General features: G+C 67.2%; 12 protein-coding genes. 2 read left to right on the top strand and 10 right to left on the bottom strand.

What is annotated here, in order from left to right; translation table 11 throughout:
* The first annotated feature begins 55 nt into the window (after positions 1-55).
* Positions 56-1,804 carry a transcription termination factor Rho gene (rho, locus tag A7X97_RS14595; RefSeq protein WP_053498291.1) on the top strand — a complete coding sequence of 583 codons (1,749 nt, stop codon included), beginning with the start codon at positions 56-58 and terminating at the stop codon, positions 1,802-1,804.
* Between the two features lie 210 nt (positions 1,805-2,014).
* Positions 2,015-3,589 carry a sensor domain-containing diguanylate cyclase gene (locus A7X97_RS14590; RefSeq protein WP_005419756.1) on the top strand — a complete coding sequence of 525 codons (1,575 nt, stop codon included), beginning with the start codon at positions 2,015-2,017 and terminating at the stop codon, positions 3,587-3,589.
* Between the two features lie 39 nt (positions 3,590-3,628).
* On the opposite strand, the gene A7X97_RS14585 is transcribed toward A7X97_RS14590, so the two are convergent.
* The 10 genes from A7X97_RS14585 to queF all read right to left on the bottom strand — a co-directional run bounded on the left by A7X97_RS14585 (position 3,629) and on the right by queF (position 13,622).
* A complete protein-coding gene (locus A7X97_RS14585; RefSeq protein ID WP_072169177.1) occupies positions 3,629-4,531 on the bottom strand; it encodes an energy transducer TonB in 903 nt (300 codons plus the stop codon).
* Positions 4,532-4,611: 80 nt separating this feature from the next.
* A complete protein-coding gene (gene aceK, locus A7X97_RS14580; RefSeq protein ID WP_072169178.1) occupies positions 4,612-6,342 on the bottom strand; it encodes a bifunctional isocitrate dehydrogenase kinase/phosphatase in 1,731 nt (576 codons plus the stop codon).
* 146 nt (positions 6,343-6,488) lie between these two features.
* On the bottom strand, positions 6,489-6,848 hold the full coding sequence (locus tag A7X97_RS14575; RefSeq protein WP_005419760.1) for a hypothetical protein: 360 nt from the start codon (positions 6,846-6,848) through the stop codon (positions 6,489-6,491).
* A gap of 53 nt (positions 6,849-6,901) precedes the next feature.
* Positions 6,902-7,318 (bottom strand): roadblock/LC7 domain-containing protein, encoded by a 417-nt coding sequence (locus A7X97_RS14570; RefSeq protein ID WP_061478181.1) that lies wholly within the window; start codon positions 7,316-7,318, stop codon positions 6,902-6,904.
* Positions 7,311-7,859: a GTP-binding protein gene (locus A7X97_RS14565; RefSeq protein ID WP_111008092.1), complete on the bottom strand. Its 549-nt coding sequence runs from the start codon at positions 7,857-7,859 to the stop codon at positions 7,311-7,313. The genes A7X97_RS14570 and A7X97_RS14565 overlap by 8 nt, the downstream gene beginning before the upstream one ends.
* Positions 7,852-8,817: a hypothetical protein gene (locus A7X97_RS14560; protein ID WP_088497440.1), complete on the bottom strand. Its 966-nt coding sequence runs from the start codon at positions 8,815-8,817 to the stop codon at positions 7,852-7,854. Before A7X97_RS14560 ends, A7X97_RS14565 begins: the two co-directional genes overlap by 8 nt.
* 315 nt (positions 8,818-9,132) lie before the next feature.
* Positions 9,133-11,355 carry an NADP-dependent isocitrate dehydrogenase gene (locus A7X97_RS14555; RefSeq protein ID WP_072169181.1) on the bottom strand — a complete coding sequence of 741 codons (2,223 nt, stop codon included), beginning with the start codon at positions 11,353-11,355 and terminating at the stop codon, positions 9,133-9,135.
* 315 nt (positions 11,356-11,670) lie between these two features.
* Positions 11,671-12,183 carry a hypothetical protein gene (locus tag A7X97_RS14550; RefSeq protein ID WP_072169182.1) on the bottom strand — a complete coding sequence of 171 codons (513 nt, stop codon included), beginning with the start codon at positions 12,181-12,183 and terminating at the stop codon, positions 11,671-11,673.
* A gap of 43 nt (positions 12,184-12,226) precedes the next feature.
* Positions 12,227-12,520: a LysM peptidoglycan-binding domain-containing protein gene (locus A7X97_RS14545; RefSeq protein ID WP_049410686.1), complete on the bottom strand. Its 294-nt coding sequence runs from the start codon at positions 12,518-12,520 to the stop codon at positions 12,227-12,229.
* Between the two features lie 283 nt (positions 12,521-12,803).
* On the bottom strand, positions 12,804-13,622 hold the full coding sequence (gene queF, locus A7X97_RS14540; RefSeq protein ID WP_072169183.1) for an NADPH-dependent 7-cyano-7-deazaguanine reductase QueF: 819 nt from the start codon (positions 13,620-13,622) through the stop codon (positions 12,804-12,806).
* Positions 13,623-13,814 lie beyond the last annotated feature (192 nt).

Genomic DNA, 13,814 nt, shown 5'->3' with positions numbered 1-13,814 from the left:
CCAACGTTCGCCGCCCCAGCCGGGCGCTCGCACCGTCAAGCGAGGAATAACGCTCTTGTCCGATAACACTTCCGAAACCGGCAGCGCTGATGCGCCCGCCGAAAAGCGCGTGCGCAAGCCCCGCGTGAGCAAGGCCGCCGCCCCGGCAGCCGCAGAAACCAGCGCCGCTCCGGCGCAGCCGACCCTGCCGCTGGCCGCCGCGCCCGAAGCACCGGCGCCGGCCGCAGCACCTGCGCCGAGCGCGCCCGCCGCCGAGGCCCCTGCCAGCAGTGGCGGTGGCGAGGGTGGCGAGGGCCGCGAATCCGGCCAGCCGCGGCAGCAGAATCACCAGGGGGGTGGCCAGAACCAGGGCCAGAACCCGTACAACCAGAACGGCCAGCAGGGCCAGGGGCAAGGTCAGGGCAACCGCCGCGACCGCTTCCGCAACCGCCGCGACCGTGACCGCAACAACCGCTTCCGCGACGATGGCATGTCCAATGACGGCGGCGAACAGCAGCCGTTCGTGCCGCGCCCGCACGCCAACGTGCCCGAGGGCTTCCCGGTGTACTCGCTGAGCGACCTCAAGCGCATGCCGGCACAGAAGCTGCTGGAAATCGCCGAGCAGCTGCAGATCTCCGAAGGCGTGGCCCGTGCCCGCAAGCAGGACGTGATCTTCGCCCTGCTGAAGGTGCTGACCCGCCACGGTGACGGCGTCGCCGCCGATGGTGTGCTGGAAATCCTGCCGGATGGCTTCGGTTTCCTGCGCGCGGCCGAAGCCAGCTACCTGGCCGGCCCTGACGACACCTACATCTCGCCCAGCCAGATCCGCCGCTTCAACCTGCGCACCGGCGACCACATCTCCGGCCGCATCCGCTTCCCGAAGGACGGCGAGCGCTACTTCGCGCTGAACATCGTCGACACCATCAACGGCGAGCCGATCGAAGCGTCGAAGAACAAGGTGCTGTTCGAGAACCTGACCGCACTGTTCCCGCGCCGCCGCTTCACCCTTGAGCGTGGCAACGGTTCGTCGGAAGACATCACCGGCCGCATCCTCGACCTGATGGCGCCGCAGGGCAAGGGCCAGCGCTCGCTCATCGTGTCGCAGCCCAAGGCCGGCAAGACGATGATGATGCAGCAGGTCGCCACCGCCATCACCACCAACCATCCGGACGTGCACCTGATCGTGCTGCTGATCGACGAGCGCCCGGAAGAAGTGACCGAAATGCAGCGCACCGTGCGCGGCGAGGTCATCAGCTCGACCTTCGACGAGCCGGCCGCGCGCCACGTGCAGGTGGCCGAAATGGTCATCGAGCGCGCCAAGCGCCTGGTCGAGCACAAGAAGGATGTGGTGATCCTGCTCGACTCGATCACCCGCCTGGCCCGCGCCTACAACAACGTGGTGCCGAGCTCGGGCAAGGTGCTGACCGGTGGTGTGGACGCCAACGCCCTGCACCGCCCGAAGCGCTTCTTCGGTGCCGCGCGCAACGTGGAAGAAGGCGGCAGCCTGACCATCATCGCCACCGCGCTGGTCGACACCGGCTCGAAGATGGACGAGGTGATCTACGAAGAGTTCAAGGGCACCGGCAACAGCGAAGTGCACCTGAGCCGTCGTATCGCTGAAAAGCGCGTGTTCCCGGCCATCGACATCAACCGTTCCGGTACCCGCCGCGAAGACCTGCTGATCGAACCGGAACTGCTGCAGAAGATCTGGATCCTGCGCAAGCTGCTGCATCCGATGGATGAAATGGCCGCGATGGAATTCCTGCTCGACAAGATGAAGAACACCAAGTCCAACGACGAGTTCTTCGGTTCGATGAAGCGCTGATCCGCGCCATTGCATCGAAAAGAACCTGCCGCCCGCTGCGGCAGGTTTTTTTTTTGCCTGCAGGGCGACCTGCTTCACTTTGCCGCCGCTGACTTTTGGCGATAATTCGCCCCATACCCTGCCCGGCCCCAAGGGCGTGGCCACCGATTCCCGCTGTCGCCCCTTCCGGAGAACCGGTCGGGTCCAGCCTCCTGCCGGATCCGTCGACGCATGCGAACGCTGTCCCCCCGCCTCAACCTGGGCAAGCTGATCCTCGCCCTGGCCCTGCTCAGCGCCATCATTGCCCTGGCCAATACCCTGCTGGCCAGTTACCGCGTGCAGCGCGACCAGCTGGTCGGCAACACGCTGGAGGCCAACCGCGTCTATGCCACCAAGCTGGCCGAGACCACCCAGAACTTCCTGCTGGCCGCGCAGCAGGAGCTGGCCTACGCCGCCACCCGGCTCGGCCAGAATGATCTCGATCCGGCACAGGCCCAGGATGAAGCCAGCCGGCTGCAGCTGCAGACCAACAGCTTCAACTCCTCGCTGGTGGTCGACGCCGACGGCCTGGTGATCGCCACCTCGCCGCAGACCCTGCAGCTGCAGGGCGAGATCCTGCACAGCGCCGGCAACAACGCCGCACTGGCCGCGCGCCAGCCGATGATCAGCGATCCCTACCAGTCGACCACCGGCAAGCTGCTGGTCTCGCTGTCGCACCCGATCTTCGATCGCCAGGGCCGCTATCGCGGCTACGTCAGCGGCACCCTCTACCTGCGCCAGCGCAGTGCGCTGCACACGCTGCTGGGCAAGCACTACTACCGCGACGGCTCGTACCTGTACGTGGTGGACCGCAATGGCCGCCTGCTGTACCACGCCGATGGCAAGCGGGTCGGCGACTACGTGGTCGGCAACCCGGCGGTGAAGGCAGTCGTGCGCGGTGAACGCGGTGCGCAGCAGGTCCGCAACAACCTGGGCGTATCGATGCTGGCTGGCTATGCACCGGTGCCGGCCACCGGCTGGGGCATCATCGCCCAGCGGCCGACCGAGGCCACGCTGCAGCCATTGTCACGGTTGATGACCGCGGTGATCTGGAATGCGATCCCGCTCGGCCTGCTGTCACTGCTGGTCACCTGGTGGTTCGCCCGTCGCATCTCGATGCCGCTGTGGCAGCTGGCGCGAAACGTGCAGGGTGGCGAGGACACCGGCAACGCGATCAGCCACGTCAGCGGCATCCGCGCCTGGTACTTCGAGGTGGCCCAGCTCAAGCAGGCGGTGCTGCACAGCTTCAACGCGCTGCAGGACCGCATCGGCACGCTCAGCCGCGCCAACCGTACCGATCCGCTGACCGGCCTGCTCAATCGCCGCGGCCTGCAGCAGGCGCTGGATGCGCTGCAGGTGCAGGGCATTCCGTTCGCGATCCTGGCGCTGGACATCGATCGCTTCAAATCGATCAACGACAGCCACGGCCATGACGTCGGTGACGCCGCCATCGTCCATATCGCCGACCAGATGCGCCGCTACTCGCGCGACAGCGACATCCTCTGCCGCGCCGGCGGCGAGGAATTCCTGCTGCTGTTGCCGGGCATCAGCACCGACTCGGCGCGCCAAGCTGGCGAGCGCCTGCGCCAGCACATCGCCGATCACCCGTTCGAGCCGGTCGGCACCATCACCGTGTCACTGGGCGTGGCCCACTTCCCCAGCTTCCATGTCGATGCCGAGCAGGCGCTGCGGCTGGCCGACAAGGCCCTGTACATGGCCAAGGAACAGGGCCGCAACCGGGTGGTGGTCTACCCGTACGCGGACTGAAAAGCGGCCGGCCTGGCCGACCGCTTCACCGCGCCGGGCTCAGCGCTGCGCCAACGGTGTCAGCAGGCGCAGGCCGCGCTGGGTGCCATCGACCATGTACACGCCCCCGGCCGGCAGCAGATCACTGCCCGCCTGTTCGACGGCATCCGGCCTGCGCCACGGTGCGGCCTGGCGCGGGCCGGGGATGTAGGCACGCCAGCGGCCATAGCGCTCCGGCTGGGCATTGCCGTTGCTGCCGGTGTCGCTGTTCAGGGCGAAGTTCACCGGCACGCGCACGGTCCAGAAGTCGCGCGTGCTGTTCTCGCCGGTGGTCGGCGGGATGAAGGTCCACTTGCGCGCGCCGCTGATGCTGGCCTTGGCGAGCAGGTCACGCATCTTGGCCAGGGTCCGCTCCGGCGCGACCACGGTCATGTTCACCTGTTCGGCAATGACGTCGGCCACGGTCCCATCGCGGGCTACCTTGACCAGCAGCAGCACATCACCCTGCCCACCACTGCGGAAGACATCCTCGGGGTAGCGCGGTGGCGGCATGCTCTTCCGGGTCACCGAATCGGTAGCCTTCGGGTCATACTCACTGAAGTCGACACTGGTCATGCTGACTTGGTAGCTGCCGTCCTCCTGCTGCTTGCCACGCAGGCGCACCCGCAGTGGTGCGTGGACCGCCACCGGCTTGCCATCGCGCAGCGTCGGCTCGAACTGCCAGCCACGGATGGTGCCCTCCACGAATGAGGCGATACCCGGTGCGAGCATCGCCTGCTGGTCCAGGACCAGCGCGCTGACCGAACCATCGGCCGCCACGTCGATACTGCCCGACAGCGCCATGCTCATCTCGGCGGTGGCACGCACGGCGCGCGCGTTCTGGGCGACGGCCTCGGCTGGCAGCAGGGGGGCACCGGCGGAGAACGCCAGGGCCAGGGCAAGGAACAGGGGGGAACGCATCATTGCCGGATCCGTGGTGATGAAGTGAGCACCGAGCGTACCGCAGTCCTGACCGGACCGGCACGTGCTTCACGCCACGCCGTTCAGGCCAGGCGATGGGCCGCCGCGTAGGGCGGCGTATCCGGATAGTTCCCCTCGGCGAAGCGCGCCTGCAGGTCCTGCCACCACGCCGGATCGAACAGGTGCCGGTAGTGCTCCCTCACCGCCGCCAGTTCGCTGGCGGGCAGGCCCATGAACGGGCCGAAGCGCTCGGGAAACACGTCGCGTGGACCGACATGGAACCAGGGTTCATCGGCCATGGCTTCCTCCGGCGTACGCGGCTGCGGCCAGGCGCGGAACACGCAGTCGCTGACCAGGCACAGCTCGTCGTAGTCGTAGAACACGGCCCGGCCATGCCGCGATACGCCGAAGTTCTTCGGCAGCATGTCGCCGGGGAAGATGTTGTTGCGCGCCATGTCGGTGATCGCCTGCGCGTAGTCGAGTACCGCTGCGCGCACCGCCTCGCCCCCCTGCTCGCGCAGGTACAGGTTCAATGGACGGAAGCGACGCTGTACGTAGCAAAGTGCGACTTCCACATGGTCGCCATCGACCCGCACGGTCTGCGCGCATTGCTGCAGCAGCTCCTCCAGCAAGGCCGGTGCGAAGCGGTCGCGCGGGAAGCGCAGGTGGCGATACGGCTGCGCATCTAGCAGGCGGCCGACGCGGTCGAGGTTGAACACCAGCGCGTACTTCTCTTCCACCTGCTGCCGCGACATCGCCTTGGGCCACGCGAAGCGGTCGCGGATCAGCTTGAACACCAGCGGATAGCTGGGCAGGGTGAACACTGCCATGACCATGCCAGGTGTGCCTTCGGCGGGCACCAGCCGCTCCTGCGGATGCTCGTTGAAGTGGCGGAAGAAGGTCCGGTAGCGCTCGGTCTTGCCCTGCTTGGCACGGCCCAGAACGGTGTAGATCTCATCGATGGGCTTGCTTGGCAGCAGGCTGCGCAGGAACACCACCGCATCGCCCACCGTGGCGAGGTCGGCCTGGAAATAACTGCGCGACACGCCGAACAGGTGGGCGACGTCGCGGCGCCGGGTGAGCACCGCGTCGGCACGCAAGCCACGCTCATCGTTGACCAGCGCGATCACGCAGGGTGAGAAGCGGTGCTCGCCGAACACGCGGCCCACCAGGTAGGCACGGCGCTCGCGATAGAACACGGTGTCCAGCAGCTCGATGCTGCGCACCGGCGTATCGCCCCAGTGGGCCAGATCATCCTGCAGGCGCACGGCGATGGCCGCCGCGCAGCGCAACTGGTGCGCATACGGAATGTCGAAGCGGTAATCGGCCAACACGCGCTGCAGGGCCTCCACCGGCCGCGTCGGTGAAACCGCGTAGGTATGCCGCGCGACCGGATGGGTGATCGCATCGGACGGCTCGACGTCAAAGGCGATGAACTCCAGCGCCGGATCCACGCCACGGGTGGAGAACAAGCGCCGCGACAGGGTGTTGTAGAACGTCTTGTACAGTTCGGCGTCGATCAGCCCCCGCAGCAATTCGCTGTAGCGTGCATGCACCTGCAGCCACAGTGCGCGCTCCCCGATCGCTTCGCCGGCAAGGCGCCGCAGTGCATCCATCTGTTCGGCAATGCACAGGTCGTACAACGCGATGCGCTCGACTGCATCCCGGCGTGCGCCCGCCCAGTCGCGCTGCTCGAAACGCTGCCGCGCGCGGGCGGTGATCGCCGCAAAGCGGGCGTGGTACTGCTCGAAGCCAGCGTGGATGGCACCAGCGATGCGCGACGCCAGCTCGGCATCGATATCAGGCTCGGACATGCAGGACTCAGCCGGGAGGACCGGCTTCACCATACGCTGGCGTGTGCAATGGCGTCGAGTGCGAAGGTAGTGCCGGCCGCTGGCCGGCAGCACCTGGACCGTCGATGGATCGATGCAGACGCCGGCCAGCGGCCGGCACTACCGGCTCAGATCGCCAGTTCGGCCTCTACGTCCTGCACCTTGCGTCGGGCCAGTGCAAGGTTGGACTTGGTCCGGTCCAGCACGATGTAGAAGAACAGGCCCTTCTTCTTCGCGACCGGTCGCATGATGTGGTACGCCTTGCCCAGCGAGATCAGGATATCCTCGATGCTGTCATTGAGGTTCAACGAGGCAGCGGTCTTCATCTTGGCCCGGATCACTTCGGTGTTGCCGGCGGCGGCCACTTCCATGTCCATGCCGGCACCGGCTTCGCCCAGCAGCATGCCGCTTTCGTAGTCGACCAGCGCCACTGCCTGCGCGCCGTCGATGCCCATCAGTGCGTTCAACGATTCATTCAATCCAGCCACGTCGCACCCCTTGTCGATGTTGGTTCGAGCCCCTCGTTCCCCTGCGGCCGGGCTCACGATCCGCCGAGTTCGGCCAGGATCGCCTGGCCACATTCCCTGCTCTGCCACAGCACCTGCCCGATCACGCTGCGCTGGTCGCAGGCCGCCATCAGCAGCAGCGGCGCACGCCCTTCGGCCTGGATCGCCAGCATCAGCACCTTCCCGCCCATCGCTTCCAGCATCAGCGTCTGCAGATCGCCCAGCACCAGTTCGCGCCCCACCGCTGCGGCCAACGCCAGCATCGCGCTGGTCATCGCCGCCAGCCGTTCGCCGCGCCCGTCGGCACCGGCGCTGACCAGGGCAAAGCCATCGACGCTGGCCAGCACCACCGTGCGCACGCCTTCCACCCGCTGCTGCAGGTCCTGCAGCAGCGGCTGCAGGCGCTCACGCTGGCCCGCGTCGGGCAGTACCGCCATCTGCCCGTCACCCATGCGCAGCCACCAGTGCGTGCGCTTCCATTTCGCTCATCAGTACATCCATCAGCAGCAGTCCCTGTTCGCGGTCACGGGCATCGACGGCCAGCAACGGCAGTGGCTGGTCGTCAAGGCAGGCGTGCGTGGCCCAGTCATCCAGCGCCGCCTGTGGTGCCTGGTCCAGGTGGCTGACGGCCACGACCAGTGCCAGGGATGATGCGAACGGCTGCAGCACCTGCAGGTAGTCCTGCAGCTCGCTGGCAATGCCGGCGCGCCGTGCGTCCAGCAGCAGCACCGCGCCCCGTGCACCCTGCAGCAGGATCGGCCACAGGAAATCGAAACGCTGCTGGCCGGGCGTTCCGTACAGACGCAGGCGTTCTCCGTTGGGCAGGTCGATGTCTGCATAGTCCAGCGCGACGGTGGTGGAGGCCTTGCCGGCACCGAGGCGATCACTGTTGGCCACATCGGTGTCGACTACCGCGCCGGCCGCGATGCTGCGCACCAGCGTCGACTTGCCGCTGCCCATGCCGCCCAGCACCACCACCTTGTGCTCACGCATTGCGCTCACTCCCGCGCAAGTGCCGCCACAGGCGGGCAAGCAGTCCGTTGTCGGTGCGGGTGCCACCGGTCGCCATCATCGGCGTCGCCGGGGCGGCCTGCAGCTGCGCGTAGCCACACAGGTAGGCCGCGTGGATGAAATCGCGAACGGCCGCCGCCGGCAGCTCAAGCAGCATCGCGCATTCTTCAACCGTGCACGCGCGCTTGAGCAGCAACGAGCAAAGGCGGAATCCATCGTGGTCGTGTCCCAGTACGCGGAAATCCGGCCAGCGCAGCAGCTTCACCGAAGCGCCGCGCAGGCGTTCGTCCAGTGCCTGCCAGTGGCGGCTGCGTTGCGCCCATTGCCACAACAGCGGCCGCAGCGGCTGGCGTGTTCGCTCACCAGCCAGCGCCTGCAGGCGCATTGGCGTCAGTGCATCCAGCTGCAGGCGTTCGAAAGCATCGGCCAGGCGCTCCACCAGCGCGCTCGCGGGTTCCTGCAACAGCACGGCCTGGTCGTGCTCCAGATCCATCAGCAGCAAAGGCTCGCCCGCATCACTCAACAGTGCCTGGCCATGGCGCAGCGGCAACCGCTCGCGCAGCAGGCGGGTAATGGCGTGTGCGCCATCGGCCAGACGTATCAGCGCGGGTGCGGGCATGGCCAGGGGCTCCGGTGCCAACTGCATGCGACGCAGCGCGCGGCCGATGGCACCGTCGTCGAGAACATCCTGGTGTCCGTCGCCGTCGCGCAGTTGGCCGCCGTTGTCCTCGATCCAGCATTGCAGGCGCGGTCGCTGCTGGCGCATGCGCTGGGCCGCGTTGCGCAGTGCCGGGGTATCGCGGATGACCAGCAGGTCGCAATCGTCCAGGTCCCGGCTGCGGCGGACCTGGCCGTCCGGCAGTGCCGACGCCAGGCGCAGCCGTTGCAGCAGGGCCTGCTCGCCCTGGATATCGGTTCCCACTACCAGCACGCGTGCCATCCGTGTCCCCGGGCGACCACCTCCCCGGTGGTCTCGCGTCGCCAAGGCTAGGATATAGCCGACGAAGACCGTCGTGATCGACTACTCAGATTGAAGGCGGTTGCACGCCCCCTTCTGTCGGTTCTGCGACAGCCATCGCGGGCAAGTTTCATGCCCCGTTGACGGCAGTCCGACAGCTGACGGATGTCACGGTTTCATCGCCTGGGGTCAGATCCCTTTTGCGCGCAAAAGGGATCTGACCCCCCACGGCCCCGGAAAAAGAAAACCCGCGCCGAAGCGCGGGTTTCCATGTTGCAGCAGGCGAACGGCGCAGGATCAGCCGCGCAGCTGCTCCAGCGCGGCGTTGAAGGTCGCGCTCGGGCGCATTGCCTTGCTGGCCTTGGCCAGGTCCGGGCGGTAGTAGCCACCGATGTCCACGGCCTTGCCCTGCACCGCGATCAGCTCGTCGACGATCTTCTGCTCGTTGTCGGTCAGCGCCTTGGCCAGCGGGGCGAAGCGTGCCTTCAGTGCAGCATCCTCGTCCTGCGCGGCCAGGGCCTGCGCCCAGTACAACGCGATGTAGAAGTGGCTGCCACGGTTGTCGATGCCGCCGAGCTTGCGCGACGGCGACTTGTCGTTGTCCAGGAACTGGCCGTTGGCTTCGTCCAGCGCCTTGGCCAGCACGCGGGCGGCGGCGTTGTCATAGCGGTTGCCCAGGTGTTCCAGCGACGCGGCCAGGGCCAGGAACTCACCCAGCGAATCCCAGCGCAGGTAGTCCTCTTCGACGAACTGCTGCACGTGCTTCGGGGCCGAACCACCGGCGCCGGTCTCGAACAGGCCACCACCGGCCATCAGCGGCACGATCGACAGCATCTTGGCGCTGGTGCCCAGCTCCATGATCGGGAACAGGTCGGTCAGGTAGTCGCGCAGCACGTTGCCGGTCACCGAGATGGTGTCCTCGCCCTTGCGGATGCGGTCCAGCGAGAACGCGGTCGCTTCCACCGGCGGCAGGATGCGGATGTCCAGGCCGTTGGTGTCGTGGTCCTTCAGATACTGCTCGACCTTGGCGATGACCTGCGCGTCGTGGGCGCGGGCGGCATCCAGCCAGAACACGGCCGGGGTGCTGCTCAGGCGGGCACGCTCGACGGCCAGCTTGACCCAGTCCTGGATCGGCGCGTCCTTGGTCTGGCACATGCGCCAGATGTCACCGGCTTCCACGGCGTGCTCGAACACCACGGTGCCGGCATCGTCGGTGACCTTGACCACGCCATCGGCAGCGATCTGGAAGGTCTTGTCGTGCGAGCCGTACTCCTCGGCCTTCTGTGCCATCAGGCCGACGTTGGGCACCGAACCCATGGTGGCCGGGTCGAAGGCGCCGTGCGCCTTGCAGTCGTCGATGACGGCCTGGTACACGCCGGCGTAGCAGCGGTCCGGAATGACGGCCTTGGTGTCCTGCAGCTTGCCTTCGGCGTTCCACATCTTGCCGGAGTCGCGGATCATCGCCGGCATCGAGGCGTCGACGATGACGTCGCTCGGCACGTGCAGGTTGGTGATGCCCTTGTCCGAGTTGACCATGGCCACGCCCGGGCGCTGTGCGTACTCGGCAGCCAGGTCGGCTTCGATCGCAGCACGGGTGGCTTCCGGCAGCGACGGCAGGCGCGCAGCCAGGTCACCGATGCCGTTGTTGGCGTCGAAACCGGCCTGCTTGAGTACGTCGGCGTGCTTGGCCAGCACGTCCTTGTAGAACTCATTGACCGCCACGCCGAACATGATCGGGTCGGAGACCTTCATCATGGTCGCCTTCAGGTGCAGCGAGAACAGCACGCCCTGGGCCTTGGCATCGGCGATCTGCTCACCGAGGAACGCGGCCAGTGCCTTGCGGCTCATCACGGCGGCGTCGACGATCTCGCCGGCCTTGACCGCGGTCTTTTCCTTCAGCACGACGGCGCTGCCGTCCTTGCCGTGGAAGGTGATCTTCAGCGAACCGGCGTTGGCCAGGGTGGCCGACTTCTCGCTGCCGTAGAAATCGCCGGCGGCCATGTGCGCGACGTGCGACTTCGAATCGGCCGACCAGGCGCCCATGCGGTGCGGGTGCTTGCGCGCGTAGTTCTTCACCGACAGCGGTGCACGGCGGTCGGAGTTGCCTTCGCGCAGCACCGGGTTCACCGCGCTGCCCTTGACCTTGTCGTAGCGCGCCTTGTAGTCGCGCTGCTGGTCGTCGGCCGGGGTTTCCGGGTAATCCGGCAGCGGGTAGCCCTGGTCCTGCAGTTCCTTGATGGCCGCCTTCAGCTGCGGCACCGAGGCGGAAATGTTCGGCAGCTTGATGATGTTGGCGTCCGGGGTGGTCGCCAGCTGGCCCAGCTCGGCCAGGTCGTCGCTGACCTTCTGCGCGTCGGACAGCAGTTCCGGGAACTGCGACAGGATGCGGCCGGACAGCGAGATGTCACGGGTTTCCACCACGATGCCGGCCGTGGCGGTGTAGGCGTCAACGATCGGCAGCAGCGACTGGGTGGCCAGGAACGGTGCTTCGTCGGTCAGCGTGTAGAGGATCTTGGACATGGGGGACTTGGACTCTGTAGCAATGCTCAGGGGAAGGCCGGCGCCAGCGCCGGGCCACGTGCAACCGTGTCGCGCGCGAGGCGGGGCCCCACGCTTTCCCCCGTCGCCGTCAGGGTGGGCGCGCGGCGGGGAAACCCCTGCATTGTCGCGTTTTCAGTCGCGCGGGGCAAAGCCACGCCATACGCGGCGGTACTGGATGCCGGCAACGCTGTGATCCATCGACGCCTGGATGAAGCCAACCATCGCCCAACAAAAAAGGACGCAGCCTCGCGGCTGCGTCCATCGTGAGCCCTGCCGGGAGAGAGTCGGCTGGACTTACTTGACCTCGAACTCCTGCGGCGTTCCGGCCGCCTTGCCATCGACGGTGACTTCGGCGCGGTACTTGCCGGCCGGCCAGCCCTTTGCATTCTTGAAGGTGACGTTGGTGGTTTCCGCACCGCTGGTGTTCAGCGTGGCATTCTGTTCGCCGGCCACCTGGCCGTCCTGGTAGGTCAGCTTCGCGCCAACGGCGACGTTGTTGGCAGCACCGTCGGTCTTGACCGAGACGATGATGTCGTCCTTCGGCGCGAACAAAGCCGTCGTCGCAACCGACTTGTCGGCGGCTGCGGTCTTGCCGACCGTGACCGACGAGACGCTGACAGCAGCGGCTTCGGCCATCGGCGGCGGCGCGCCGGTCATCGGGGCCGGTGCTGCCGGTTCGGCCGGAGCAGTCGCTGCCGGAGCGGCATTGTTGTCGGTCGACTCTTCTTTCTTCTTGCAACCGACCAGGGCGACGCTGCCCAGCAGGGCGGCGATCAGGGCGGTCTGGAGCGGGGTGGTCTTGATCATTCGGGGTTCCTCCCAGGGATTGTTGGACGGCACTCTGGCCGGCTTACTTCGGCGGCAGTTTCAGGGTCTGGCCCGGGAAGATCTTGTCCGGGTCATCAAGCACATCGCGGTTGGCTTCGAAGATCTTCTTCCAGGCATTGGCGTCGCCCAGATGCTGCTTGGCGATCTTCGACAGCGAGTCACCCTTCTGCACGGTATAGGTGCCGCCGCTGACAACGTCTGCGGTGCTGTCCACCGAAGCGCTGACGCCGGAGAAGTCCGCCTTCGGTGCCTGTTCGGCGGTACTGTCGACGCTGCTGCTGACGCCGGAGAAATCGGCTTTCTTCTCGGTACTCATCCACAACTCCCGTCTGCATGACTACGTGATTGGCACGGTGCCATGGCGGTTGTTAAATGGGGATGGTGCAGATGTGAAGCCGCCCCCGGGGCGGCTGAACAATCGGGGGAATGGACGCCCGGTAGTGCCGTCCGCTGGCCGGCTGTGCCACGGGATCCGGCCTTGGCCGATTGCCGGCCAGCGGCCGGCACTACCCGTAACCGCCTGCGAACCATGGTAGTGCCGGCCGCTGGCCGGCGCTCGCCGGGCATGGCCCGGCACAACGGGTATCCGACTGCGGCGGTTACTGCCGCAGCTCGCGGTAGGTCGCAGCCGGGGCGGCGATGCCGGGGCTGGCACGCCAAGGGTTGATGTCCAGGCCACCACGGCGTGTGTAGCGGGCCTCAACCTCGAGCCAGTGCGGCCGGCAGCGCGCGGACACCTCGCTGAAGATCCGCTCAACGCACTGCTCGTGGAACTCCGCATGCTCGCGGTAGCTGACCAGATAGCGCAGCAGGCCCGCGCGATCGATCTTCGGCCCGCGGTAACGCAAGCTGACCGTGGCCCAGTCCGGCTGGCCGGTGACCGGGCAGTTGGACTTCAGCAGCGCCGAGACCAGGGTCTCCTCCACCACCTCGCCCGCATCGGCGGCGAGGAAGTCGGCCTGCGGCGGGCCGTAGCAGTCGATCTCCACGTCCAGCCCGTCGATGGATTCGCCGAGCGGCGTCTCTCGCAGCTCCGGCAGGCCGAACTCGACCTGGACCGGCGCACCAGCGCAGGCCGACAGATCCGCCACGATGCGCGCGCGCAGCGCCTCGGCGCTGTCGATGCGGGTGCTGTTGAGGGAGTTGAGGTACAGCTTGAACGACTTCGATTCGATCAACTGCGGCGAGGTGCACGGCACCAGCACGGTGGCGACGGCCGCCTGCGGCTTGCCGCGCGGATCGAGCCAGCTCAGCTCGAAGGCGTGCCAGCGGTCGTGGCCGACGAACGGCAGCGCTGCGTCATCGAGGCCGATCTCGGCGCGGGCGCCGCTGCGCGGGATGGGAAACAGCAGGCCGGGGTCGTACTGCGACGGGTAACTGACCTCGCGACCGAGGCTGGAATCCTGTGGGGTGTTCATGGTGGGCATTGTATCGCGCGGACGGCGGGCCTTCGGCCGGGCCGGCCAACGGCGGAGCCCCTCCGTGGTGGGGTGTTGGGTCGTCGAAAGCCTGGATTCCCGGGAGTGGGCCGGGCGGATGGGGCTGGCGGGGACGCCGTGAATCCGTCCCTGGAGGTTTAGCCGCGCCATCCATGGCGCGGATACCCCGCC

This window comes from Stenotrophomonas sepilia, assembly GCF_003244875.1.
Taxonomy (GTDB): domain Bacteria; phylum Pseudomonadota; class Gammaproteobacteria; order Xanthomonadales; family Xanthomonadaceae; genus Stenotrophomonas; species Stenotrophomonas sepilia.
The sequence above is the reverse complement of the archived record's forward strand: the minus strand, read 5'-3'. Positions and strand labels throughout refer to the sequence as shown.